Here is a 24,477-nt window from a genome sequence, read left to right as displayed (position 1 = left end):
CCGCGCACCGTGTCCTGGCCGATGCGCATTGGCGGCGTGCTCGCCGGTGGTGTGGCGCTGGGCCTTCTGGCCGGATTCGGCGGCGTCGTGGCCGCCCTCGCGGGCACGCTTGCGCAGCCGCTGAATGCGCTGGCCGTGCGCGCCTGGCGCGACGGCGGCCTGCCCGCGCGTCGTGAGGCCCTGCGCGATGCGCTCGCCCTTGCGCTGGCCTGGGCCGGCGCGGTCGCCGTGCTGGCGGCGATCGTTGCCTGGCCGCTGTCTTCCCTGCGCGAGAACGGCTCGCTGGCCTCGGCCCTCGGGCTGAGTGCGGTCGTCGGCCTCGTCCTGCTCGGCCTGTGGCGGCTGTGGCCGTTGTGGCTCGGCCTGGAGCGCGACGGCGGCCCGCTGCGCGAACACTGGCATGCGCTGGGCGAACTCGAGCTGGGCGCCTGGCGTGGCCTGGGCGTCGCCGCGATCGTGCTGGCACTGGCCGTGGGCGTGGTCCTGCTCGCGTGGCCGGGGCTGCTCGGCGGCGGTGCGCGCTGGGCCGTCGCGGCCGTGCTGGCCGTGGGTGCGCCGGCGCTGCACGCCTTGCTGCAGCAGATCGAGCCGGCCGATCCCCTGCCCGGATTCGCCTTCGACGAAGACGACGAAGACGAGGAACCCGAAGCGCCCATCGCGCTGGCCGAAGGCGAGCCGCTGGCCCCGCTGCTCTATGCCGCTGCGCGTGCCGGACGTGTCGAACGCGCGCTGGAACTGATCGAACTGGGCGCCGATGTCGGTGCGGGTCCGCCGCCCGACGACCGCGACCAGCGCAACCTCGCCGTCCTCGCCGCGGTGCTGCCGGACCTGCGCCTGCTGCGCGCGTTGATCGCCAACGGCGCCAATCTCAATGCCAGCCACGCCGGCATGACGCCGCTGCTCGCCGCCACGCGCGACAGCTGGCACGGTCGCCCCGACGCGGTGATGACCCTGCTCGCCAACGGCGCCGATCCGCGCCTGACCGACAACGAAGGCAACACGCCGCTGCATCACGCCGCGCGCAGTTCCGATCCGGGCGTGGCGGCACTGCTGCGCGATGCCGCGGCCGAACTCGACCCGCTCAATCGCGATGGCCTCTCGCCGCTGGGCGTGGCGTGCGCGGTGGGCAACTGGAGATTGGCGAAGTTCCTGCTCGAGCGCGGTGCGCGTCCGGAGCCGGCGGACGGCCAGCCGGCGCTGCTCGCCGCGGCGGGCGGCGAGGAAGACGACCCGGCGGGCGTCGCATTGCTGCTCAAGCACAAGGCGAAGGTCGACGCGCGCGACCGGCGTGGCCGCACCGCGCTGCACGAGGCCGCCTTCGCCGGACACGAGGACATCGCCGCCACGCTGCTCGGTGCCCACGCCGATCCGACTATCCGCGACCACGACGGTCGCACCCCGTTCCTGGACGCCGCACGCGCCTCGCGCGAAGCGCTGCTCGGCCGCCTGCTCCAGCACCTCCCGCGTGGCGGTGCCGAGGCCGCGACCACCGCCGATGCACGCGGCCGTACCGCGCTGATCCTGGCGTGCATGGCCGATGCGCCTTCGCCATCGCTGGTGCAGACGCTGCTCGACCTGGGAAGCGAGGCCGAACACCGCGACGCCGACGGCAAGCGTGCCATCGATCGTGCCGCCGAGGCCGGACGCTGGTCGCTGGTCGCCGCGCTCGATCGCGCCTACCCGCTGCCGGCCGCGCTGAGCGAAGACGCCGACGAAGAGGCGCCGTTGCCCGATCGCGCGCCGACCGTGCTGTTGCGCGATGGCCTGCGCGACGGCCGTGCCGAGGAACTCGGTGGCCTCGCCCAACTGCTCAGTGCGAAGGAACGCGGCGCGCTCCTGCACGACGAGGACGCCGTGGGTTCGGCCGCGCGCGTGCGCTGGCTGCTCGCGCAGGGCGCGGACCCGGAGGTGCGTGATCCGCAAGGCGACACGCCCATGCAGGCGCTGCTCGCGCGCGGTGCGGAGGCCGAACCGTCGGTGCGCGCGCTGCTGCAGCACGCGGTGTCGCCCGCCGGCGCAGGTGGACTGGCGCGCTTCCTCGCGGCTTCGCAGGGCGCGGCCGATGCGGCCTCGCTGGAGGACCTCGCACTGGAACTGCTCGAACGCGGCGCCGACCCGTTCGCGCGCTCGCCGGCGGGCGATCCGCCGCTGGCGCTCGCGGTGCGCCAGGGCTGGGCGCGCCTGCTCGATCGCCTGCTCGCCATCGGTGTCGACCTCAATGCGCGCGACAGCCACGGCATGAGTGCGCTGCACTTGGCCGCCGCGCTCGGCCGCGACGGCATGCTCAAGCGGCTCGTCGCGCACGGCGCCGCGCCGGACCTGCTCGCGGCCGACGGTCAGACGCCGCTCGGTGTCGCGCTCTCTTCCGGCCGACGCGACCTGGCCGACTGGCTCGATTGGCGCGGCTGGCCGCTGCCGAAGCGTCCGCTGCAGGCGCAGGACGTGCCCGCCGCCGCCATCGTCGGTGACGCGGATGCGGTCCGTCGCCTGCTCGACCTCGGCCTGCCGGTCGACGCCGCCGACGCACAGGGCTGCACCGCGCTGCTGCGCGCGGCCGGCGGCGGTCATCGCGCGGTGGTCGACCTGCTGCTGGCGCGTGGCGCCGATCCGGAACGCACGGCGAACTCCGGCGCGACGCCGCTTTCGGCCGCCGTGAGCATGCGTCACGCCGAAATCGTGGACCGCCTGCTCGCGGCGGGCGCGCCGCTGGAACAGCGCCTGCCGGGCGACCTGACCGTGCTCATGGTCGCCTGCGCACTGGGCCTGACCGATCTGGCCGCGCGCCTGCTCGCCGCGGGCGCGGACGTGCAGGCCAGCGACGCGCAGGGCCGTCAGGCGCTGCATTGCGCCGCGATGTATGGCTTCAACGCGCGCGAGCGTTCGCGCCTGGTGGCCATGTTCGACACGCTGCTGCTGGCGGGCGTGGATGCCGACCAGCCGGCGGCAGGTGCGACGCCGTTGCTGCTGCTGCTCGGTGCGCGCGCCGAGCCGGGCACCGCGGCCGATGAAGACGTGCTGATCGCGGGCCTGCAGTTGCTGGTCGATCACGACGCTTCGCTTGACGCGAAGGATCCGCGTGGCTTCGGCCCGCTGCATCTGGCGGCGCTGCATGGCCTGCTGCGCGTGGTGCAGTTCTTGCTGCGCGCGGGGGCCGATCCGGACCTGCGCGATTCGCTCAACCGCACGCCGCGCGAGATCGCGGTGATGCGCGGGTTCATCGATATCGCGGCGGAATTTGCTCCGCCGGCGTCGGGGCAGAACATGTCGATGGCGAGGTTCCTGCGCGAGCCGCGGTGAGTGGCTCGCTCTGGGCGGCGCTGGGTCGCTACGACGCGATGCCGGTGGAGGTCATGCTGTTCGTACCGTTATCCCGGCGAAGGTCGGGATCCAGGCCCGTAACGCAAGGGCACTCCCTCTGCGGTGAACCACCTCACCGTCATCCCGGCGAAGGCCGGGATCCAGGCCCGCAGCGCGCGGGCAATCCGATGACGGCGAACCTTGTCACCGTCATTCCAGCGAAAGCTGGAATCCATTTTGATTTGGCTTTCTCAGGCTTCTCAAAGAAGGAGCAATAGCAAAGCTTCCGATCGGCTACGCCGCTCGGGTCACTTTTCTTTGCTTGCCCAAAGAAAAGTAACCAAAAGAAAGGGCCTTCCATTTGCCCAAACCAATCCCACGACCGGACAGCGAGTAGGCGCGTTCGCGATTCGCCATCCATGGCTCAGCGCTCACCGCCGCACATCCATGTGCGGCGCCCTTCGGGGCTAGGGGCCTGAAAGGCTGTTCGACAGCAACAGCAACAGCAACAGCAACAGAAATCCTTCGTCGGGATGAAGGTATTTCGGATGACGGTGTGTCAGGGTGGGACAGTGCAACAGGATGAGGACGTTCTCCTCACTCCTCTTCGTCCACCGATGCCAGATCATTGCGCGTCGCATCGGCAAGTTCGTTGAGCACGCCCGCGCCGCTGTCGGCGTTGAACAACTCTTCAAGCTCGCGGCGTGCATCCTGCGTGGATTGCAGCAGGGCGTCCTCGTCGTCGCGGATGAGGTACTGCGCGCGCAGCAGTCGTGCGTCGTGGTCGCGGAACTGTTCGGCGTGGACGCGGGCGACGTCTTCGGCGACGCCGAGTTCCACCAGCACCTTCTCGCCCATCTTCAGGCTGCTGTAGAAGGTCTCGCGAATGGCGCGCGCGCCCAGGTCCATCAGTTCCCACGCGTGGCGGCGGTCACGGGCGCGCGCGAACACCGTCGCGTCCGGATACAGCCGACGTATCGTCTCCACCGTGCGCAGGTTTTCCTCGACGCTGTCGATGGCGATGACGAACACTTTCACCTGGTCCGCGCCGCAGGAGCGAAGCAGGTCCGGCTTGGCCGGATCGCCGTAGTACACCGGATTGCCGAAGCGGCGAACGAAGTCCACCTGGTCGGCGCTGTGCTCGATGGCGATGAAGCGCGTGCGTTGCGCCAGCAGCATGCGTGCGACGATCTGGCCGAAGCGACCGAAGCCGGCGATCAGCACTTCCGGCTGGTCGTTGGGAATGGCGTCGAACGCGCGCGGCTGCGTGCGCCGCGCGGCGACGGAGAGCACGCGCGAGACGGCGATCACCAGCAGCGGCGTGAGCGCCATCGACATGCCCACTGCGGCAACGAGTCGGTCGCGCGTGGGGTCATCGATCAGACCGGACTTCACCGCTTCGTTGAAGATCACGAAGGCGAACTCGCCGCCCAGCGCGAGCACCGCGCCCAGGCGCAACGATTCACGCGTGTCCAGGCCGCCGGCAGAGCGGCCGACGGTAAACAGGATCGCGAACTTCGCCGTGAGCAGCGCAACGGTCATGCTGGCGATGAGCACGGGCTCGGACAGCACGCGCGTGAGGTCGATGCTCATGCCCACGGCCATGAAGAACAGACCCAGCAGCAGGCCCTTGAACGGGTCGATCTGCGCTTCGAGTTCGTGGCGGTATTCCGAATCGGCCAGCAGCACGCCGGCCAGGAACGCGCCCAGGCCCGCCGACAGGCCCGCGCCCTGCATGATCCATGCGGTGCCCAGCACCACCAGCAGCGCTGCGCCGGTGAACACTTCCGGCATCTGCGCGCGCGCGACGATGCGGAACACATGCCGCAGCAGAACGCGTCCGCCGATCACCACCGCGGCGATCGCGCCCAGCGCTTTGACGATTTCGTCCCAGCCCAGTTCCGCGTCCACCGCGCCGGCGCGGCCGAGCAGCGGGATCGCCGCCAGCAGCGGGATCGCTGCAAGGTCCTGGAACAGCAGGACGGCGAAGGCGAGGCGGCCGTGGTCGGTGGTCATCGCCTTGCGTTCGGACAGCAACTGCAGGCCGATGGCCGTGGACGAGAACGCCAGGCCCATGCCGATCACCAGCGCCGCCTGCCATGACATCCCGGTGAGCATCGTCACGCCGCCGATGGCGAGCGTGCTCAGCACCACCTGCGCTCCGCCGGCGCCGAAGATCGGCTTGCGCATCACGCGCAGGCGCGCGGGGGAGAGTTCCAGGCCGATCACGAACAACAGCATCACCACGCCGATCTCGGCGGCGGTCAGTACCGGCTCGGCATTGGCGACGAAGCGCAGCCCGTATGGCCCCAGTATCACGCCGGCTGCCAGATAGCCCAGCACCGCGCCCAGCCCGAACCGGCGGAACACCGGCACCGCGATCACCGCGGCCAGCAGGAACACCAGTGCCAGTTCTAGTCCGCCGCCATGCATGTAAACGCCTCCGTTCCGGGATTATGCACGCCGACATGTGGTCCAGGCGTTGCCGGATGGGCAACGCTGCAAGCCGTGTTCGGCGCGAATCGTTGTGGACCGCGCGCATGGCCGGTAGGCTCGGCACGGGGCCATCCGGGGGGCGCAAGGCGCGGGATGGCGTGCCGCAAGGGGGCACGACACGGAGGCGTCATGGCACTGCGATCCAGAGTGAACGGACGAGCGCACCATTGCGCGCGACAGTCCGATCTCGCGGTCGCCCGATTGCTGACCGACGGCATCGCACACGATTCCAGGGGAATTCCATGCGGAGAGATTTCATGAAGCGAACGGATATCGCCGTGATGGCGCTGGCGCTTTGCGCCGTATTCGGCACGGCCTCGGCCGCCACGCCGAAGCAGACGCCGTTGGTCGACCAGGTCGAAACCAGCGTGATGTTCACCGGCACGATCGACATCGAACCCGACGGCAGCGTCAGCGGCTATGCCATCGACGAGCCGGAGAAGGTGCCGTTCGCGTTGCGCGTGATGGACCGTGCGCGCGGCGCGTGGAAGTTCGAACCGGTGCTGGTGGACGGCAAGGCGGCGAAGGTGCGCACGCCCATGCGGGTGCGACTGAGCGCACGCCAGGCAGCCGACGGTGGCGTTGCCGTGCGCATCGTCGGCGCCGGATTCGGCGGATCGCCGAATGACGAGGAGTGGGTGGTCGCCAAGGAGCGGATCAGGCCCAAGTATCCGAAGGATGCGTACTTCTACGGTGTTCGTGGTGCGGCGTACGTGGTCATGCGCGTCGGCCGCAGCGGCGATGTGGAGGACGCCTTCGTAGAGCAGGTCAACCTGCGCGTCGTCGACAGCCTGAAGGACATGGCCAACTGGCGTCGCCTGCTGGGCGAATCCGCACTCGCCACCGCGCGCAGGTGGAAGTTCGTCACGCCCACGCACGGTGAGGACGCCGACGATCCGGCGTGGCTCGTCCGCGTGGCATTCGACTTTGCCTCGCCCGAGGAGAAGCACACCGAATACGGCCGCTGGGAAACGTACATTCCCGGTCCCCGCGCCAAGGCGCCCTGGCTCGCCGAGGCCGATGCGTCGGTGGGCGCGGACGCCTTGGCCGCAGGCGGAATCCAGCCGATCGGCAAGGGGCCGAGACTGCTGACGCCGCTGGAGGGGAGTTGAGAGACGGTGCGCGCGCGAAGCGGTGGACCGCTGAATCGCGACACGCGAGGGGAGCGCCCGCGACCCTCGCGCAAAGAAAAACGCCCCGGAAACCGGGGCGTTTTCTGTTGAAGGCGATCGGTAACGATCAGCGCTTCATCGAACTGAAGAACTCGTCGTTGGACTTGGTCGTCTTCATCTTGTCGAGCAGGAACTCCATCGCGCCGATCTCATCCATGCCGTGCAGCAGCTTGCGCAGGATCCAGATCTTCTGGAGCAGTTCCGGCTCGATCAGCAGGTCTTCGCGACGCGTGCCGGAGCGGTTGATGTTGATGGCCGGGTAGACGCGCTTCTCGGCGATGCGACGGTCCAGGTGCACTTCGGAGTTGCCGGTGCCCTTGAACTCTTCGTAGATCACCTCGTCCATCTTGCTGCCGGTGTCGATCAGCGCGGTGGCGATGATGGTCAGCGAGCCGCCTTCTTCCACGTTACGCGCGGCGCCGAAGAAACGCTTCGGACGATGCAGCGCGTTGGCGTCGACGCCGCCGGTGAGCACCTTGCCCGAGGACGGCACGACGTTGTTGTACGCACGCGCCAGTCGGGTGATGGAGTCGAGCAGGATCACGACGTCCTTCTTGTGCTCGACCAGGCGCTTGGCGCGCTCGATCACCATTTCGGCGACCTGCACGTGGCGGCCGGCCGGTTCGTCGAACGTGGAGGAGACGACTTCGCCGCGCACGGTGCGCTGCATTTCGGTCACTTCTTCCGGGCGCTCGTCGACGAGCAGCACGATCAGGTGCACGTCGGGATGATTGCTGGTGATGGCCGTGGCCACCTGCTGCATCATCATCGTCTTACCGGCCTTGGGCGGCGAGACGATCAGCGCGCGCTGGCCTTTGCCCTGCGGCGCCATCAGGTCGAGGATGCGGCCGGTGATGTCCTCGGTGCTGCCATCGCCGCGTTCCAGGCGGAACTTGCGGCGCGGGAACAGCGGCGTGAGGTTCTCGAACAGGACCTTGTTCTTCGACGCTTCCAGCGGCTCGCCGTTGATCGTGTCGACCACGGCCAGGGCGAAGTAGCGTTCGCCGTCCTTCGGCCAGCGGATGCGGCCGGACAGGTGGTCGCCGGTGCGCAGGTTGAAGCGGCGGATCTGGCTGGGCGAGATGTAGACGTCGTCCGGGCCGGCCAGGTAGCTGGCCTCGGCGGCGCGCAGGAAGCCGAAGCCGTCCGGGAGGATTTCCAGCACGCCGTCGGCGGCGACGCCTTCGCCGTGGCGGGTCAGGACCTTCAGGACGGCGAAGATGACGTCCTGTTTGCGGGCGCGCGCGACGCCTTCCTGGATCTGGAGCTGGTCGGCCACGTCCAGCAGCTTCGGCGTGGGCATGCGCTTGAGGTCGCCCAGCGAGTACTGCGGGAAGCCTTCCGGCACCTGCGGGTGCGGGCGCGGGACGAAGTTCTCGCCGTTGCCGCCTTCATCCTGCATGCCGCCGTTCTGGTCGCGGTAGCGCTCGCGCTGGCGATCGCGGCGGTTGCGGAAGCGGTCGCGGCGGTTGTTGCCGCGGTTGCCGCCTTCGAAGTTTTCGCGCTGGCCGCCTTCGCCGCCCTGGCCGGAGCCACCGTCGGCGCGGGATTCGGACGGACCGCCGCCGTCGGCGGCCGGGGCCGGCGCTTCGGCGCGCGGCGCGGGCGCTTCGGAGGCGGGCGCGGGAGCGGGCGTGGAGTCGGCGACGGCCGGCGCGTTGTCGGCGGCCTTGCTCACGCGCGCCTTGCGCACGCGCTTCTCGGCGACTTCGCCGGCGTCAGGGGTGTTATCGGACAAGCAGGGAATCCTCGCTAAGCGGCGAGCGCTCGCAGCGGCGAGCGGAACGTCAGGGACGATGGTTTCGAAAGTGGGGTGCGGCGCGAGACGGGTCTGGACGGTGAGGTCACGGACGATCAGGTACGCCGGGTGGAATGAAACTAGCACTGCCCAAGCGCGGCGGCAAGCGCCGGGGACAGGGCTCGTTCACTTCCGTGCGGTGGCCGCGCAGGCCTTGCATCAGTGGGGCGACGGGCCCGGAGAACGCGGCGGGGCAAGGCGCTGGATGGCCCTGGCCCCGACCCTCTCCCCGCGGGGGAGAGGGGGTGCTGCGAAAAAGCGTCAGATGGCCTTGTCGATCATCTGGGTCAGCTGGGCCTTGCCGACGGCGCCGATCTGGGTCGCCTGGACCTGGCCGTTCTTGAACAGAAGCAGCATCGGGATCGAGCGGACGTGGTACTTCATGGCCGTCGCGCGGTTGTGGTCGACATTGACCTTGGCGATCTTGACCTTGCCGTCGTAGGCCTGGGCGAGCTCGTCCAGGGCCGGGGCGATCATCTTGCAGGGGCCGCACCATTCGGCCCAGAAATCGACCAGAACGGGTTCGGACGACTGCAGCACGGCGGCATCGAAGTCGGCATCGCCAACGTGCAAAATTTTCTCGCTCACGGGACTCTCCTGCGGATGGGGCATGGCGGACGGCCCGGGGCCGCCCCGCCGACGAAAAGGTCGGCCCGGCTTGCCCGACGGGCGTGCCGGATCGGTCGTTACGGTAAACTGGGGCGTTTCGCGGCGACTTCAAGTCCAGCCGAGCCGTCCGTCCAGACGATTCCGGACCCCGTCACCGATACTTCCCGAGCCGGCGCCCGACCGGGCCCGGCCTTGGCAGTCTGCGTTGCGGACGCCACCCAAGCAAGCACGCCAACGCAACATTGCATGCCGCAACTGCACGGCGCGCGTGGACTTCGAATCTGATGAGCGACAAGCCTTTAACCGACATTTCCTTTTCTTCCTTCGACCTGCATCCGAGCCTGCTGGCCGGGTTGGAGGCCGCAGGCTTCACCCGCTGCACGCCGATCCAGGCGCTGACCCTGCCGATCGCCCTGACCGGGCGTGACGTCGCCGGCCAGGCGCAGACCGGCACCGGCAAGACGCTGGCCTTCCTGGTGGCGGTGATGAACCGCCTGCTGACCCGCCCGGCGCTGGCCGAGCGCAAGCCGGAAGACCCGCGCGCGCTGATCCTGGCGCCGACGCGCGAGCTGGCGATCCAGATCCACAAGGACGCCGTGAAGTTCGGTTCCGACCTGGGCCTGAAGTTCGCCCTCGTCTACGGCGGCGTCGACTACGACAAGCAGCGCGAGCTGCTGCAGAAGGGCGCCGACGTCATCATCGCCACGCCCGGCCGCCTGATCGACTACGTCAAGCAGCACAAGGTCGTGTCGCTGCACGCCTGCGAGATCTGCGTGCTCGACGAAGCCGACCGCATGTTCGACCTGGGCTTCATCAAGGACATCCGCTTCCTGCTGCGCCGCATGCCGATCCGCACCGAGCGCCAGACGCTGCTGTTCAGCGCCACGCTGAGCCACCGCGTGCTGGAACTCGCGTACGAGCACATGAACGAACCCGAGAAGGTCGTCGTCGAGACCGAGTTCATCACCGCGGCCAAGGTCCGTCAGAAGGTCTACTTCCCGGCCGACGACGAGAAGATCCCGCTGCTGCTGGGCCTGCTCTCGCGCAGCGAAGGCGCGCGCACGATGGTGTTCGTCAACACCAAGGCATTCGTCGAACGCGTCGCGCGGGCGCTGGAGCGCGGTGGTTACCGCGTCGGCGTGCTGTCGGGCGATGTGCCGCAGAAGAAGCGCGAGTCGCTGCTCAACAAGTTCCAGAAGGGCCAGCTCGAAATCCTCGTCGCCACCGACGTGGCCGCGCGCGGCCTGCACATCGACGGCGTCTCGCACGTCTACAACTACGACCTGCCGTTCGACGCGGAGGACTACGTCCACCGCATCGGCCGCACCGCGCGACTGGGCGCCGAGGGCGATGCGATCAGCTTCGCCTGCGAGCGCTACGCCATGAGCCTGCCGGACATCGAGGCCTACATCGAGCAGAAGCTGCCGGTGGCGGCGGTCGAGCCGGACCTGCTGATCGCGATTCCGCGCGCACCGCGCGAGCTGCCGGAAGGCGCCGAGGGCGAGGCCGACGGCGAGCAGGAAAGCATCGGCGCGATTTTCAAGGAGGCGCGTGAACAGCGCGCCGCCGACGAGGAACGTCGTGGCGGTGGTCGCAAGGGCGGCCCGGGCCACAAGGGTGGCGGCCGCGGCGAAGGCCGGCGCGAAGGCGGTCGTGGCGAACGCCGCGACGGCGCCCCGCGCGGCGAGCGCAAGCCGCGTCCGCAGCCGGAAGCCGTCGCCGCGCCGGTGGCCGCCGAAGCCTCGACCATCCCGACACCCGACACCGAGCGCGCCCCGCGCAAGCGTCGTCGTCGTCGCGGCGGTCGTCGCATCGAGGGCGCCGATGGTGCCGTGCAGGCCGCCTCGGCCGCACCCGCGCATGCCGGTCCGAAGTCGCCGACCCAGGTGCACGCCCAGAAGGTGTCGCCCAAGGCGGCCGCGAAGGACGGCGACAAGCTCGGCTTGCTTCACCGCATCGGTCGCGGCCTGAAGTCGTTGATCTCGCGCTCGCCGCGCAGCCAGCACTGATCCGCCCCGGCGCCGATTCCCATTCGGCGCCGGCCACGCGAACCGCGTCGCGATTTGCGCGCGGCGATCGTTGTTCGCCCTAGCCATCGCCGCCCGTGCCGCCGATACTGGGCGGCACATGTGGGTCACCGGTGAGCGATGAGCGTCCTGCGCTTCGACAACGTCAGCAAGCGATACGAGGGTGGCCACGACGCGCTGAGCGAAGTGAGCTTCGACGTCGCGCAGGGCGAGATGCTGTTCGTCACCGGCCATTCCGGGGCGGGCAAGAGCACGCTGCTCAAACTCATCCATCTGTCCGAGCGTCCCAGCCGCGGCGCCGTGCTGTTCGGCGACCGCAACCTGCTGAAGGTGCGCGGCCGCCGCATCGCCCTGCACCGGCGCGAGGTGGGCGTGGTGTTCCAGGACCATCGTCTGCTCGCCGACCGCAGCGTCGCCGACAACGTTGCCCTGCCGTTGATCCTGCGCGGCATGCGCCGTGGCGATATCGGCAAGCGCGTGCGCAACGTGCTCGACAAGGTCGGCCTGGGTGCGCGCGCGAACGCGCTGCCGACGCAGCTTTCCGCCGGTGAACAGCAGCGCGTGGGCATTGCCCGCGCCATCGTCGGCGAGCCGCGCCTGCTGGTCGCCGACGAGCCCACGGGCAACCTGGATCCCACGCTGTCGGCGGAGATCATGGCGTTGTTCGAATCGCTGCCCGAGCGCGGCACCAGCGTGCTCGTCGCCAGCCACGACCTGGCGCTGGTCAAGCGCATGAAGAAGCGTGTGCTGGTGTTGAACCAGGGACGCCTGGTCGATGACATCTCGCCGCAGGACCTGGCCCAGTGAGCGCGCCCGCCGCCAACGGTTCCACGCGTCCCGCGCGCCCGAATTCGCGCCTGGGCACCTGGTTCGACCATCACGTCTACAGTCTGGTCGCCAGCGTCGGGCGCATGCTGCACAAGCCGTGGGCGACCGCGCTGACGATCGGCGTAATGGCGGTGGCGATCACGCTGCCGCTGGGCCTGTGGGCGGCGCTGGGCAATGTCGAGCGCTTCACCGGGACGGTGCAGCAGTCGCGGCAGATCAGCCTGTTCCTGAAGCCGCAGGTGTCGCTCGACCGCGCCCGGGTGCTGGCCGATGAATTGCGCGGCCGCGGCGACGTCGCCTCGCTCGACCTGCGCACGCCCGAGCAGGGCATGGAAGAACTGCGCCGCAGCAGCGGTCTGGGCGAGGCGATCAGCGCCGTCGACGGCAATCCGCTGCCGAGCGTGCTGATCGTGACGCCGAAGGGCGACGAGACGATGCTCGCCGAATCGCTGCGCACGCTGCCGGACGTCGACGTCGTCCAGCACGACGCCGCCTGGCGCCAGCGCCTGGATCACTGGCTGCGATTCGGCGTGCGGCTGGCGTGGGTGCTGGCGGCGCTGCTCGGTCTGGGCGCGCTGCTGGTGGTGGGCAACACCGTGCGGCTGGACATCCAGTCGCGTCGCGAGGAAATCGCAGTGCTGCAGCAGCTCGGCGCCACCGACGGCTTCATTCGCCGGCCGTTCCTGTATCTGGGCCTGAGCTATGGACTGGCTGCAGGCCTGATCGCGCTGGGCCTGCTCACCGCCGCCGACCACGCGCTGCGCGAGCCGCTGGCCGAACTGGCGCGCAGCTACGGCAGCCATTTCGCCCTGGAAGGCTTCGACCTTCGCAGCGCGATCGCCATCGTGGTGGGCGCGGGCGTGCTGGGCTGGCTCGGCGCCGGCCTGGTGACCGGCCATTACCTGCGCCAGACGCGATCGACGACATGAGCCAGGATCTCCGCCACCTCGCCAACGCCGCCCCACGCATCATGGTGGTCGATGGCTCCAAGCTGGTGCGCAAGCTCATCGGCGACGTGCTTGCGCGCGAGTTGAGCGACGCGGTCGTCGTGCCCTGCGCCGGCATCGCCGAGGCGCGTGCCGCGCTGGCTGGCGGTGCGGTCGACTTGGTGACCACGTCGCTCGTCCTGCCCGACGGTGACGGCATCGCGCTCGCCCGCGTCGTGCGCGAATCGGCGGGGCAGGCGTACGTGCCGATCATCGTCGTCTCCGGTGATGCGCAGTCGCATCTGGAATCGCGCCGCTTCACCGAGGACGTCACCGACTACTTCGACAAGGCGCTGGGCCACAGCGCGCTGGCCGCGTTCATCCGCGGCTATGTGCAGCCGCAGCCGATCCCCGGCGCGCGCGTGCTGTACGTGGAAGACAGCAAGGTCGTCGCGCTGGCGACCAAGCGCATGCTCGAACGCCACGGCCTCACCGTGCTGCATTTCGTCGGCGTGGAAGAAGCGCTGGAGTTCCTGGAAGCCCGCCGCGGCCAGGACGACATCGGCTGCGACCTCGTGCTCACCGACGTCTATTTGAAGGGTGCGCTGAGCGGAAACGACCTGCTCGCGCGCCTGCGCGAGGATTTCGGCTTCGGCAAACGCCGGCTGCCCGTGCTGGTCATGACCGGCGACGGTAACGCGGACAATCAGAGCGCGCTCATTCGCGCGGGTGCGAACGATCTGGTGCTCAAGCCGATCGAAGAGCGCCTGCTGGTGACCAAGACGCTGTTCCAGCTGCGCCTGGCGCGGTTGCCGGAGCCGACGGCACTGGACGCATGAACGACGCGGCCGACGCGAAGGACAAGGTCCGGCTCGAGCCGTCGTGGAAGGCGAAAGTCGGCGATTACCTGCAACTGCCGCAGATGCAGCAGCTGTCGGCCTTCCTGCGTGATCGCAAGGCGGCTGGGGCGCGGATCTTCCCGGCCGGTGCGGACATCTTCGCCGCCTTCGATGCGACGCCGTTCGACCGGGTGAAGGTCGTCATCCTCGGCCAGGACCCGTACCACGGCGCCGGCCAGGCGCATGGCCTGTGCTTCTCGGTGCAGCCGGGCGTGGCGGTGCCGCCGTCGCTGGACAACATCTTCAAGGAGATCCAGCGCGACCTGGGCATCGCCCGGCCGGACCACGGCTGCCTGCTGCCCTGGGCGCAGCGCGGCGTGTTGCTGCTCAACGCGGTGCTGACGGTGGAAGAAGGCCGGGCCGGCGCGCATCAGGGCAAGGGCTGGGAAGGCTTCACCGACCACGTGGTCGACGTGCTCAACCGCGAGCGCGAGGGCCTGGTGTTCATGCTCTGGGGCAGCTACGCCCAGGCCAAGGGCAAGGTCATCGACCCGCGCCGCCACAAGGTCCTCAAGGCGCCGCATCCCTCGCCGCTGTCGGCGCACCGGGGGTTCATCGGCTCGGGGCACTTCTCGGCCGCCAACGAGTACCTCGTCCGCCACGACCAGGCGCCCATCGACTGGTCGCTCCCCGCCCGGGCCGCCCTGCCGGGCTGAACGGGCCGGTGAACTTTCGGCCCGGATCCGGGTCTATCTACGGTCGCCAAGGTTCAGGGCGACACCCCCGATGGCCGGTCGCCCCGGTGCTCCCAAGTGATTGATCTGTAAAGATCGATACCGAATGTTGGGCGTATCCTGAGGCTCCCCGTTTGTCCCACCCATGAAACACTGAGGCCCTTTCGACCTTTAGCAGAGCCCCATATCGACTGCTAAGATTGCCCCCATGACCCAGAACAGCCTGACCCTCCCCCTGGTTACCAACAACCTCCCGGTGCCGAGTGCGCTCGGTTCGCTGGACGCCTACGTCAACGCTGTGCATCGCATCCCGGTGCTTACCGCCGAGAACGAGCAGGTGCTGGCGCGTCGCTTCCGCGACGAGCAGGACCTCGACGCCGCCCGCGAGCTGGTGCATTCCCACCTGCGTTTCGTCGTGCATGTCGCCCGTGGCTATAACGGTTACGGCCTGCAGATCGGCGACCTGATCCAGGAAGGCAACATCGGCCTGATGAAGGCGGTCAAGCGCTTCGACCCGGAACAGGGCGTGCGCCTGGTGTCCTTCGCGGTCCACTGGATCCGCGCCGAGATGCACGAGTTCATCCTCAAGAACTGGCGCATCGTGAAGGTCGCCACGACCAAGGCGCAGCGCAAGCTCTTCTTCAACCTGCGCAAGTCCAAGACCCGCCTGGGCTGGATGAATGCCGAGGAAGTCCGTGCCGTCGCCCAGGACCTGAACGTCTCCGAGCGCGAAGTGCTCGAGATGGAATCGCGCCTGTCGGGCCGCGACATCGGTTTCGATGCGCCGGACGATGACGACGACAACGCTCCGCCGTCGCCGGTCGCGTACCTGCGCACCGACGCCGAGGATCCGTCGCAGACCTACGAGCGCGAGGACGAAGAGGACAACCACCTCGCCCTGCTGCGCGAAGGCCTGTCGGGTCTGGATCAGCGCTCGCGCGATATCGTCAAGCGCCGCTGGCTGGATTCGGAAAGCAAGATCACGCTGCAGGAACTGGCCGACGAATACGGCGTCAGCGCCGAACGCATCCGCCAGATCGAAGCCAACGCGCTGAAGAAGATGCGCGCGCTGTTCGCGGCGTAAGGCGACGCTTCAAGCGATGCACGGAACGGCCCGGGAAACCGGGCCGTTTTCGTTTGCGCCGCGTCCGGGCGACGGATGTGATCGCAAGGATCGGATATCGCCCCGCACACTGGGGCGCGAGCATGGCGGCATCCATCGGGAGCCCGCCATGTTCCGCATCCACGCCTTGCCCGCAGCGCAGTTCCAGCCGTTGTTTTCCCTGTCCGACGAAGAACTCGCCGCGCACGACATCGTCCGCGTCACCGCCGACGCACCGAACGGCTTCCCGTGTCGCGTCGGTCTGCGCGATGCCGAGCCCGGCGAGCGGCTGCTGCTGCTTCCGTACGAGCACCATGCTGTCGCTTCACCCTACCGGGGCTCGGGCGCGATCTACGTGCGCGAGCACGCGGCGGAGGCCTCACCGCCGGCCGATGAAGTCCCGGAGCAGTTGCGTCGCCGATTGCTGTCGGTTCGCGCCTACGGCGCCGACGGCATGATGCGCATCGCCGATGTCGTCGACGGGCAGCAGATCGAAACGCTCATCGCCCGCTTCTTCGACATGCCGGGCGTCGAATACCTGCACGTGCACTACGCCAGGTATGGCTGTTACGCGTGCCGCATCACACGCGAGGTTTAGCGCGCCGGTGGCGATCGCTCGCCACCCAGGATGATCCGCGCATGCCGCTGGTAGCTCCAGTAAGACCACGCCCAGTTGAGCAGGACGATGAGCCGGTTGCGGAAGCCGATCAGGAAGAACACGTGCGCGGCCAGCCAGAACCACCAGGCAAGCAGGCCGGAGAGCTTGAAGCCGTGCAGGTCGACGACCGCCGCCATGCGGCCGATCGTGGCGAGGTTGCCGAAGTCCCGATAGCGGAATGCCGGCGCGGGTTTGCCGGCGAGTCGCGCCTGGATCGCCTGCGCAACATGCGCGCCCATCTGCTTCGCGGCCGGCGCGATGCCGGGCACCGGCTTGCCGTTCTGCTGCACGCTGGCGAGATCGCCGGCGATGAAGATCTCCGGGTGGCCCGGCACGCTGAGGTCCGCTTCCAGCGGCACGCGACCGGCGCGATCACGCGGCACGTCGAGCAGCGCGCCCAGCGGTGATGCTGCGACGCCGGCGGCCCACAGTACCGTGCGCGCGGGAACGAACGTGTTGCCGAGCGTGTAGCCGTTGGCATCGATCGCGCTGACCGGCGTGCCCGTGACGACCTCGACGCCGAGCTTGTGCAGCTGCATGCGTGCGCGTTCGGACAGCGATTCCGGGAACGAGGCGAGCACGCGCGGCCCCGCTTCGATCAGCCGCACTTTCGCGTGCGAGGGATCGATGTTGCGGAACTCGCGCTTGAGCGTGTGCCGCGCGATTTCCGCCAACGTGCCCGCCAGCTCGACGCCGGTCGGACCGCCGCCGACGACCGCGAAACTGAGCCACGCTTCGCGCTCGGCGGGATCCTCACAGACTTCGGCGCGTTCGAAGGCGAGCAGCAGCCTGCGGCGGATCGCCAGCGCGTCGTCCAGCGTCTTCAGCCCCGGCGCATCCTGGCTCCATTCGTCATGACCGAAGTAGGCATGCGTCGCCCCGCTGGCGAGCAACAGATAGTCGTAGGTTTCGGCATCGCCGTCGGCCAGCGACACCGTACGCGCCTGCGTGTCGATGTCGACCACTTCGCCCAACCTTACTTCGACGTTGCGCTGGTTGCGCAGGATGTGGCGCAGCGGTGCGGCGATGTCGGGCGAGGACAGGCCGGCCGTCGCCACCTGGTACAGCAGCGGCTGGAAGAGGTGATGGTTGCGGCGGTCGATCAGCGTGATGCGCACGTCGCTGCGAGCCAGCGCGCGCGTCGCCCAGAGACCGCCGAAGCCGCCGCCCACGATGATGACGTGCGGTTGCGTCGAGGTGTCGGTCATGCGCTTGTCCGTTGTCTTGTGTCGGTATCGACGGGGTCGGTGAGGTCGTAGTCGCGGTCGATGCGCGAGTGCAGCTTGGTGTCGCGCATCAGGGCATAAACGCCGAGCGAAACCGCGACGCATGCCGTCACGTAAACGTAGAACCACGACTCGTGCCCCGCCTGCTTGAACCACAGCGCGATGTACTCCGCGGTGCCGCCGAACAGCGACACCGTGAGTGCGTACGGCAGTCCGACGCCGAGCGCACGGATGTGTGCGGGGAACAACTCCGCCTTCACCACTGCGTTGATCGAGGTGTAGCCGCTCACGATCAACAAGCCCGACATCACCCACAGGAACGCTTCGAGCACGGTGCGCGCATGTGCGATGCCGCTGAGGATGGTGTAGGTGAACAAGGTGCCGAGCACGCCGAAGGCGATCAGGATCGGCCGTCGTCCGGTGCGATCCGACAAGGCCCCCACCAGCGGCTGCAACAGCATGAACACGAACAGCGAAGCCGCCGAGATCAGCGTCGCATCGGCCTTGCTGAAGCCGCCGGTGTTGACCAGGAACTTCTGCGGGTACGTGGTGAAGGTGTAGAACGAGAGCGTGCCGCCCATCGTCAGGCCGATGACGGTGAGCACTTCGCGCGGATGCTGCATCAGCACGCGAAGGCTTCCGCGCTGCGCGTGGTCACGTGAGCGTGCGGCGGCGAACGACTCGGTTTCCTGCATGCCGCGCCGCAGCCACAGCGCCGTCACCGCGCACAACGCGCCGACGACGAACGGAATGCGCCAGCCCCAGTCGTGGAGCTGCTCCTCGGTGAGGAACGCGCGCTGGAGCGCGACGAGCAGCGCCAGCGCGATCAGCTGGCCCATCACCAGCGTCACGTACTGGAAGCTGGACCAGAAGCCGCGGTGCTTCGACTGCGCCATCTCGCTCAGGTAGGTCGCGGACGTGCCGTACTCGCCGCCGACGCTCAGGCCCTGCAGCAATCGCGCGAACACCAGCAACGCCGGCGCCGCGATGCCGATGCGCTCGTGCCCCGGTGCGATCGCGATCAGCAGCGAGCCGGCGCACATCAGCAGGACCGACAGCATCAGCGCGGCCTTGCGCCCGTGGCGATCGGCATACAGGCCCAGCAGCCAGCCGCCGACGGGGCGCATCAGGAAGCCGACCGCGAACACCGCCGCCGTGTCCAGAAGCTGCGCGGTGGTGTCGCCCTTGGGGAAGAAATGCGGCGCGAAGTAGATCGCGAAAGCGGAGTAGGCGTACCAGTCGTACCACTCCACCAGATTGCCGACCGAACCGCTGAAGATGCTGCGCAGGCGCTGGGTGGGTGTCATCGGGGCGGTGGCATCCATGCGGCCAAGTTTGCCTGAATCGCGGTGCATGCGCTTGGCATCGCCATCGCGTTACGTGTGCTGCCATTCCCGCGCGAAGGCGGGAATCCATGCTGCCGATTTCATTCCGCGCTCCGGGAGTGACGGCATGCGTGGCAGCCGAAAAAAAAGCCCGGCCGAAGCCGGGCTTTCGATCAACCGCCGGAAGGCCTCAGCCGCCCAGCCGCTCCGCCAGCATCGCCTCCAGCTTGCGCTGGTCGGCGGCGAACTTGCGGATACCGTCGGCGAGCTTGTCGGTCGCCATCGCATCCTCGTTGTGCTGCCAGCGGAAGGCCGCCTCGTCCATGCGCGCCGGTGCCGGCGCACGCTCGCCGTTGTCCACTAGCGCACGCGGCACGTCGCCGCTGCCGTTGGCCAGGTCGTTGAGCAGGTCAGGCGAGATCGTCAGCCGGTCGCAGCCGGCCAGTGCGAGCACCTGCCCGGTGTTGCGGAAGCTTGCGCCCATCACCACCGTGTTGAAGCCGTGGCGCTTGTAGTGGTGCCAGATGCGCGTCACCGACTGCACGCCCGGGTCGTCCTGGGGCGTGGCGGGCTTTTCGGCGCCGTTGGCCAGGTACCAGTCGTAGATGCGGCCGACGAAGGGCGAGATCAGGAACACGCCCGCCTCGGCGCAGGCCACGGCCTGGGCGAAGGAGAACAGCAGGGTGAGGTTGCAGTTGACGCCTTCACGCTCCAGTTGCTCGGCCGCGCGGATGCCTTCCCACGTGGAGGCGATCTTGATCAGCAGCCGCTCGCGGCCGATGCCGACCTGCTCGTACAGCGCGACCAGCTTGCGCGCCTGCGCCAGCGTGGCCGCCGTGTCGAAGCTGTGGCGCGCGTCCACTTCGGTGGACACGCGGCCGGGGACGAGCTTGAGGATCTCCACGCCCACCGTGACCGCCAGCAGATCGGCGGCGTCGGCGACGCGGGCGGCCAGGTCGGTGCCGCGCGCCTGCGAGATCGCCGAGTCGATCAGCGGCGCATAGCGCGACGAGGAGGCCGCCTTGAGCAGCAGCGACGGGTTGGTGGTGGCGTCGAGCGGGTGGAAGCGGGCGATGGCGTCGATGTCGCCGGTGTCGGCGACGACCGCCGACAGGGCGCGGAGCTGTTCGAGCTGGTTGGTCATGGCGTGGTTCGTGGGGTAGTCGATGAGTGCCGCCCCATTGTGCGCGAAGGGGCGGGGCCGGGGTAGCGCTACCAGGGCCCCGGGGAGCGTGACACCGCACACGGGGAGCGTGCGCTAGGCTGGCCTGCGTCGCCGCCTCCCGCAGCCCCTCACCGGAACCCCGCGCCATGGCCGAACCCGAGCGCCGCATCGCCCTGCTGATCGACGCCGACAACGCGCCGGCGGCCAAGATCGACGTGATCCTGGGCGAGGTCGCCCGGCACGGCGTGGCCAACGTCCGCCGCGCCTACGGCAACTGGAAGAGTCCGCATCTCAAAAGCTGGGAGGCGACGCTGCACGAGTACGCGATCCGCCCGATCCAGCAGTTCGCCTACAGCACCGGCAAGAACGCTTCCGACATGGCGATGGTGATCGACGCCATGGACCTGCTGTACGCGCGCAACCTCGACGGCTTCGCCATCGTGTCCAGCGATGCCGACTTCACTCCGCTGGTGATGCGCCTGCTCACCGATGGCGTGAAGGTGTATGGCTTCGGCGAGAAGAAGACACCCGAAGCCTTCGTCAACGCGTGCTCCAAGTTCACCTATCTGGAAGCGCTGGGCATACCTGCTGCGGTGGGAAACGGTGCAGAGCCCAAGCCGAAGGACAAGCAGGAGCTGCGAAGCGATACCCGCCTGCTGCAGATGCTGCGAAGCGCGGTCGATGCGGCGAGCGATGAAGAGGGCTGGGCGCGCCTGAGCACGGTCGGCAGCCAGATCGGCAACCAGGCCTCGTTCGATTCGCGCAACTACGGCTATGGAAAGTTGATCAACCTGATCGAGGCGATCGGCCTGTTCGAAGTCAGGCGGGAGCAGCTGAACGTCTGGATCCGCGAGAAGAAGAAGGGCAAGCCGCGGGCGAAGACGGTCGGTTCGAAGGACCCCACGTAGCTCGGCGCCCCTTGCCGGGGCACTAACGCCCGCACGCCTAGACTCGCCGCCATGTACGGCGGCATGGCCCTGGGCGGAGTTGCGCATCGCTGCGCGATGGCGGCGGCGGTGTTCTTCGCGATGGAGGCTGCGTTCGCGCAGCCGGCCGATCCCTATGCCGCACCGCGCGCCGCGCTGATTGCCGAACTGCGCGAACAGTCGCGTGCCGATGCCGGCACGGCGACGCGGATCGATCCGGCCGTGCTGCGCATCCTCGCCCGCGTGCCGCGCCACGAGTACGTCCCGGCCTCGGAACGACGCGATGCCTACGAAAACCGTCCGCTCGGCATCGGCTACGGCCAGACCATCTCGCAGCCGTACATCGTCGCGCTCATGACGACGCTGGCGCAGCCGCGCGCGGGCCAGGCGGTGCTGGAGATCGGCACGGGCTCGGGCTATCAGGCCGCGGTGCTCGCCGAAACGGGCGCCAAGGTCCACACGATCGAGATCGTCGCGCCACTGGCAACGCAGGCCGCGCAGCGCCTGCGCCGCTATCCCAACGTCACCACGCGCACCGCCGACGGCTACTACGGATGGAAGGAACACGCGCCGTTCGATGCGATCGTCGTGACGGCCGCGGCGTCGTCGATTCCGCCGCCGCTGGTGGAGCAGCTCAAGCCCGGTGGCCGCATGGTCATCCCGGTCGGAAGCAGCTTCTTCACCCAGACGCTGCTGCTCGTAGAGAAGGACGAACGCGCTCGCGTGCGCACGCGGCAGATCCTGCCCGTGCGTTTCGTGCCGCTGACGGGTGGGCCGTGAGCCGCGCGAGCGTGGATGCCGAGGCGCAAACGCGAACCTCGCGTGCGGACCTCGCGGGACGTGACGCGGCCAAGCCCGGCACCTCACTGATCGTCGCCATCGCGCTCCTGTCGGCCGCCGCACTGGCCTGGCAACTGCTGCTGATGCGCTGGCTTGCCATCGCGCACTGGCATCCGTTCGCGGTGATGATCATCAGCCTTGCGTTGCTCGGCCACGGCGCCAGCGGCACATGGTTGAGCCTGTGGTTGCGGGGCGATGGCCGGGAGCGACTGGCGCGTCGCTTCAACAACGCCTTCGCGGGGTGCGCATTGCTGTTCGCCGCCAGCGCCGCGATCACGCTGGTGGTCGCGCGCGCGTTGCCCTTCAACGGCCTGGAGCTGGTGTGGAATCCGCGCCAGCTGCTGTGGCTCAGCGCGCTCTACCTCACCCTGTCGGTGCCGTTCTTCTTCGCGGCGGCGTGCTTCGGCCTCGCATTCGCGCGGCATGGGGCGCAGATTCCCGCGTTGTACGGCGCGGACCTGCTGGGCGCGGCCATCGGTGCGTTGGCCGCGCTGGCGTCCAGCCTGATGCCGGTGCAACACGGTTTGTTGCTGGCCGCATTGTGCGGGCCCATCGCTGCGGGGATCGTCGCGCGCGAGCGGGCGCCGCGTGTGGGCGCCGCCGTCGTGGCGCTGGCGCTGCTCGCACTCGCGCCGACCCACGTGCTTGCGCCGAACGCGAACGAGTTCAAGGGAATGAGCAAGACGCTGCTTCTTCCACAGGCGCGCGTGATTGCGCAGGGCTTCGATCCTTATGGAAGCTTCGCGATCGTCGACAGCCCGCGCGTGCCATTGCGCCACGCGCCGGGCCTGAGCTTGTCGCATGCGGAAGAGCCGCCGCCGCAGTTGGCGCTTTACACCGATGGAGACGGACTGTCGCCGATCGTGCGCGACGATGGCCGCAGAGACTGGCAATGGCTGGAAGCGATGACATCGGCGCTGCCGTACCGCATGCGCACGCCCGACACCGTGCTGGTGCTCGGTGCGGGCGGCGGCATGGACGTGCTGCAGGCGTTGAACCTGGGCGCGCGCCACGTGGACGCGGTGGAGCAGTCGGCGCGGCGACTGCGCTGGGTCCAGGACGACTTTGCCGCCTATACGGGCGGACTGCTGCACGACCGGCGCGTGCGCATGTTCGTCGCCGAGCCGCGCAGCTTCGTGCGCGCCAGCCGTGATCGCTATGACCTGATCGTCCTCGCGGGCGGCGAATCCTTCGCCAGCGGCGGCGCCGGCGTGCAATCGGCGAGCGAGCAGTACGCGCTCACCGTCGAGGCGATGCGCGAGTATCTGGACAGACTTGCGCCGAACGGCCTGATCGTCGCCACGCGCTGGAGCAAGCAGCCGCCGCGCGACGAACTCAAGCTGTTCGCCACCGCCGTCGCCGCACTGCGCGGCGAGGGCGTGGCCGAACCCGCGCAACACATCGCTGCGATCCGCAACTGGGACGCGAGCACCTGGCTGGTCGCGCGTTCCGCGCTGCCGCCTCAAGCGGTTACCGCGCTGCTGCGGTTTTCCGATCGACACGGCTTCGATGTCGTGCACGCACCGGGCTGGCGCGTTCGTGCGCAGGAGCGTTTCCATCTTCTCGATCCACCGACGCTGTACGACGGCACGCAGACCTTGCTCGCGCCCGGACCGCAGGCGCGCGAGTACATCCGCGCCTATCGCTTCGACATCGGGCCCGCGCGCGACGACCGGCCCTACTTCGCGCATTCCTTCCGCTGGCGCAGCCTGCCCGAGCTGATGCGCCTGCGCGCGCAGGGCAGTGCGGTGCTGCTGGATTCAGGTTATCTGCTGGTGGTGGCGGCGCTGCTGCAGGCGGTTCCGCTCGCACTGCTGCTCGTGCTGCTGCCCCTGCGTGCGTTGCCGGCGCCGCGCGCGCAGGTCCCGCTGTCGCGCACGCGCATGGGCCTGTACTTCCTCGCGCTGGGGCTGGCGTTCCTGCTGGTCGAGATCGTCACGCTGTCGCGCCTGACCCTGCTGATCGGCCACCCGTGGCTGGCGGCGAACGTGGGCCTGGCGGCGATCCTGCTGTGCGCGGGCCTGGGCAGCCTGCATGCGCAGCGGTTCGTGTCGGACGCGGACGATGGCATGCTCGCGCGCCGCGTTGGTTGGGCGGTGCGCGCGATCGTGTTCGGATTGCTCTGGCAGTTTGTCGTGTTTGCGGCAGGTCATGCGCTCGCGGCTTCGTGGCCCGTGTGGGGACGCGCGATGCTGGCATTCGTCGGCATTGCGCCGCTGGCGTTCGCGATGGGCATACCGTTTCCGCTGGGCCTGGCGCGTCTGGCGCGAAGCGCACCGGCGTTCGTGCCGTGGGCGTGGGGACTCAATGGCTGCGCATCGGTGATCGCCGCGTTGCTGGCGCTGCTGCTGTCGATCGCGATCGGGTTGCGCGCGACGCTGATCGTGGCGCTGGCGTTGTATGTGTTTGCGGCGTGGGTGTGGCGGGAAGGCCGGGATTCGGGATTGGGGATTGGAGATTCGTAAGAGCGAGATCCTGCTCTGCGAATCTCGAATTCCGAATCCCGCCA

At 68.9% G+C, this 24,477-nt stretch carries 18 protein-coding genes; 12 read left to right on the top strand and 6 right to left on the bottom strand.

The window, feature by feature from the left end:
* Positions 1-21 precede the first annotated feature (21 nt).
* Complete coding sequence (locus JI752_RS12475; RefSeq protein WP_216965324.1) at positions 22-3,297, top strand: ankyrin repeat domain-containing protein; 3,276 nt, start codon at positions 22-24, stop codon at positions 3,295-3,297.
* Positions 3,298-3,894: 597 nt separating this feature from the next.
* On the opposite strand, the gene JI752_RS12470 is transcribed toward JI752_RS12475, so the two are convergent.
* Positions 3,895-5,730, bottom strand: a complete 1,836-nt coding sequence (locus JI752_RS12470; protein ID WP_216964541.1) for a monovalent cation:proton antiporter-2 (CPA2) family protein — start codon at positions 5,728-5,730, stop codon at positions 3,895-3,897.
* Between the two features lie 320 nt (positions 5,731-6,050).
* On the opposite strand from JI752_RS12470, the gene JI752_RS12465 reads away from it, so the two are divergent.
* The gene (locus JI752_RS12465) at positions 6,051-6,905 is read left to right on the top strand and encodes an energy transducer TonB (protein WP_216964538.1); all 855 of its coding nucleotides are present in this window, start codon (positions 6,051-6,053) and stop codon (positions 6,903-6,905) included.
* Positions 6,906-7,032: 127 nt separating this feature from the next.
* On the opposite strand, the gene rho is transcribed toward JI752_RS12465, so the two are convergent.
* Together rho and trxA are read right to left on the bottom strand one after the other, a co-directional pair.
* Positions 7,033-8,703: a transcription termination factor Rho gene (gene rho / locus JI752_RS12460; protein WP_216964536.1), complete on the bottom strand. Its 1,671-nt coding sequence runs from the start codon at positions 8,701-8,703 to the stop codon at positions 7,033-7,035.
* A 321-nt stretch (positions 8,704-9,024) separates the two neighbouring features.
* Positions 9,025-9,351 carry a thioredoxin TrxA gene (gene trxA, locus JI752_RS12455; RefSeq protein WP_216964534.1) on the bottom strand — a complete coding sequence of 109 codons (327 nt, stop codon included), beginning with the start codon at positions 9,349-9,351 and terminating at the stop codon, positions 9,025-9,027.
* A 305-nt stretch (positions 9,352-9,656) separates the two neighbouring features.
* Here trxA and rhlB point away from each other — a divergent pair, with 305 nt between their 5' ends.
* The 7 genes from rhlB (at position 9,657) to JI752_RS12420 (ending at position 16,426) form a co-directional block, all read left to right on the top strand.
* Positions 9,657-11,381, top strand: a complete 1,725-nt coding sequence (rhlB, locus tag JI752_RS12450; protein ID WP_216964532.1) for an ATP-dependent RNA helicase RhlB — start codon at positions 9,657-9,659, stop codon at positions 11,379-11,381.
* Between the two features lie 138 nt (positions 11,382-11,519).
* Entirely contained in the window at positions 11,520-12,206 is a 687-nt protein-coding gene (gene ftsE / locus JI752_RS12445) for a cell division ATP-binding protein FtsE (protein ID WP_216964529.1), read from the top strand.
* Complete coding sequence (ftsX, locus tag JI752_RS12440) at positions 12,203-13,156, top strand: permease-like cell division protein FtsX (RefSeq protein ID WP_216964527.1); 954 nt, start codon at positions 12,203-12,205, stop codon at positions 13,154-13,156. The genes ftsE and ftsX overlap by 4 nt, the downstream gene beginning before the upstream one ends.
* Entirely contained in the window at positions 13,153-13,992 is an 840-nt protein-coding gene (locus JI752_RS12435) for a response regulator (protein ID WP_216964519.1), read from the top strand. Before ftsX ends, JI752_RS12435 begins: the two co-directional genes overlap by 4 nt.
* A complete protein-coding gene (gene ung / locus JI752_RS12430) occupies positions 13,989-14,708 on the top strand; it encodes a uracil-DNA glycosylase (RefSeq protein ID WP_216964517.1) in 720 nt (239 codons plus the stop codon). The genes JI752_RS12435 and ung overlap by 4 nt, the downstream gene beginning before the upstream one ends.
* Positions 14,709-14,934: 226 nt before the next feature.
* Entirely contained in the window at positions 14,935-15,810 is an 876-nt protein-coding gene (gene rpoH / locus JI752_RS12425) for an RNA polymerase sigma factor RpoH (RefSeq protein ID WP_216964515.1), read from the top strand.
* Positions 15,811-15,958: 148 nt separating this feature from the next.
* Positions 15,959-16,426 carry a DUF1203 domain-containing protein gene (locus JI752_RS12420; protein WP_216964506.1) on the top strand — a complete coding sequence of 156 codons (468 nt, stop codon included), beginning with the start codon at positions 15,959-15,961 and terminating at the stop codon, positions 16,424-16,426.
* Here JI752_RS12420 and JI752_RS12415 read toward each other — a convergent pair.
* The 3 genes from JI752_RS12415 to tal all read right to left on the bottom strand — a co-directional run bounded on the left by JI752_RS12415 (position 16,423) and on the right by tal (position 20,181).
* Positions 16,423-17,694 carry an NAD(P)/FAD-dependent oxidoreductase gene (locus JI752_RS12415; RefSeq protein ID WP_216964505.1) on the bottom strand — a complete coding sequence of 424 codons (1,272 nt, stop codon included), beginning with the start codon at positions 17,692-17,694 and terminating at the stop codon, positions 16,423-16,425. The genes JI752_RS12420 and JI752_RS12415 overlap by 4 nt on opposite strands.
* Positions 17,691-19,037, bottom strand: a complete 1,347-nt coding sequence (locus JI752_RS12410) for an MFS transporter (RefSeq protein WP_216964503.1) — start codon at positions 19,035-19,037, stop codon at positions 17,691-17,693. The genes JI752_RS12415 and JI752_RS12410 overlap by 4 nt, the downstream gene beginning before the upstream one ends.
* A 190-nt stretch (positions 19,038-19,227) precedes the next feature.
* Complete coding sequence (gene tal, locus JI752_RS12405; RefSeq protein ID WP_216964501.1) at positions 19,228-20,181, bottom strand: transaldolase; 954 nt, start codon at positions 20,179-20,181, stop codon at positions 19,228-19,230.
* 167 nt (positions 20,182-20,348) lie between these two features.
* On the opposite strand from tal, the gene JI752_RS12400 reads away from it, so the two are divergent.
* Genes JI752_RS12400 through JI752_RS12390 form a run of 3 tightly spaced genes read left to right on the top strand, consistent with a single transcriptional unit; the run spans position 20,349 to position 24,433 of the window.
* A complete protein-coding gene (locus tag JI752_RS12400; protein ID WP_216964499.1) occupies positions 20,349-21,110 on the top strand; it encodes an NYN domain-containing protein in 762 nt (253 codons plus the stop codon).
* Positions 21,111-21,161: 51 nt separating this feature from the next.
* On the top strand, positions 21,162-21,908 hold the full coding sequence (locus JI752_RS12395; protein ID WP_216964497.1) for a protein-L-isoaspartate(D-aspartate) O-methyltransferase: 747 nt from the start codon (positions 21,162-21,164) through the stop codon (positions 21,906-21,908).
* Positions 21,905-24,433: a hypothetical protein gene (locus JI752_RS12390; protein ID WP_216964495.1), complete on the top strand. Its 2,529-nt coding sequence runs from the start codon at positions 21,905-21,907 to the stop codon at positions 24,431-24,433. Before JI752_RS12395 ends, JI752_RS12390 begins: the two co-directional genes overlap by 4 nt.
* The last annotated feature ends 44 nt before the right edge of the window (positions 24,434-24,477 follow it).

Source organism: Lysobacter sp. MMG2, assembly GCF_016735495.2.
GTDB lineage: Bacteria > Pseudomonadota > Gammaproteobacteria > Xanthomonadales > Xanthomonadaceae > Lysobacter_J.
The sequence above is the reverse complement of the archived record's forward strand: the minus strand, read 5'-3'. Positions and strand labels throughout refer to the sequence as shown.

Coding starts and splice junctions, on each gene's coding strand:
- JI752_RS12475 (WP_216965324.1), top strand. CDS start 22: ATGCGCATTGGCGGCGTGCTCGCCGGTGGTGTGGCGCTGGGCCTTCTG.
- JI752_RS12395 (WP_216964497.1), top strand. CDS start 21,162: ATGTACGGCGGCATGGCCCTGGGCGGAGTTGCGCATCGCTGCGCGATG.
- ftsE (WP_216964529.1), top strand. CDS start 11,520: ATGAGCGTCCTGCGCTTCGACAACGTCAGCAAGCGATACGAGGGTGGC.
- rpoH (WP_216964515.1), top strand. CDS start 14,935: ATGACCCAGAACAGCCTGACCCTCCCCCTGGTTACCAACAACCTCCCG.
- rhlB (WP_216964532.1), top strand. CDS start 9,657: ATGAGCGACAAGCCTTTAACCGACATTTCCTTTTCTTCCTTCGACCTG.
- JI752_RS12400 (WP_216964499.1), top strand. CDS start 20,349: ATGGCCGAACCCGAGCGCCGCATCGCCCTGCTGATCGACGCCGACAAC.
- JI752_RS12465 (WP_216964538.1), top strand. CDS start 6,051: ATGAAGCGAACGGATATCGCCGTGATGGCGCTGGCGCTTTGCGCCGTA.
- ung (WP_216964517.1), top strand. CDS start 13,989: ATGAACGACGCGGCCGACGCGAAGGACAAGGTCCGGCTCGAGCCGTCG.
- JI752_RS12415 (WP_216964505.1), bottom strand. CDS start 17,694: ATGACCGACACCTCGACGCAACCGCACGTCATCATCGTGGGCGGCGGC.
- JI752_RS12410 (WP_216964503.1), bottom strand. CDS start 19,037: ATGGATGCCACCGCCCCGATGACACCCACCCAGCGCCTGCGCAGCATC.
- JI752_RS12470 (WP_216964541.1), bottom strand. CDS start 5,730: ATGCATGGCGGCGGACTAGAACTGGCACTGGTGTTCCTGCTGGCCGCG.
- JI752_RS12435 (WP_216964519.1), top strand. CDS start 13,153: ATGAGCCAGGATCTCCGCCACCTCGCCAACGCCGCCCCACGCATCATG.
- tal (WP_216964501.1), bottom strand. CDS start 20,181: ATGACCAACCAGCTCGAACAGCTCCGCGCCCTGTCGGCGGTCGTCGCC.
- JI752_RS12420 (WP_216964506.1), top strand. CDS start 15,959: ATGTTCCGCATCCACGCCTTGCCCGCAGCGCAGTTCCAGCCGTTGTTT.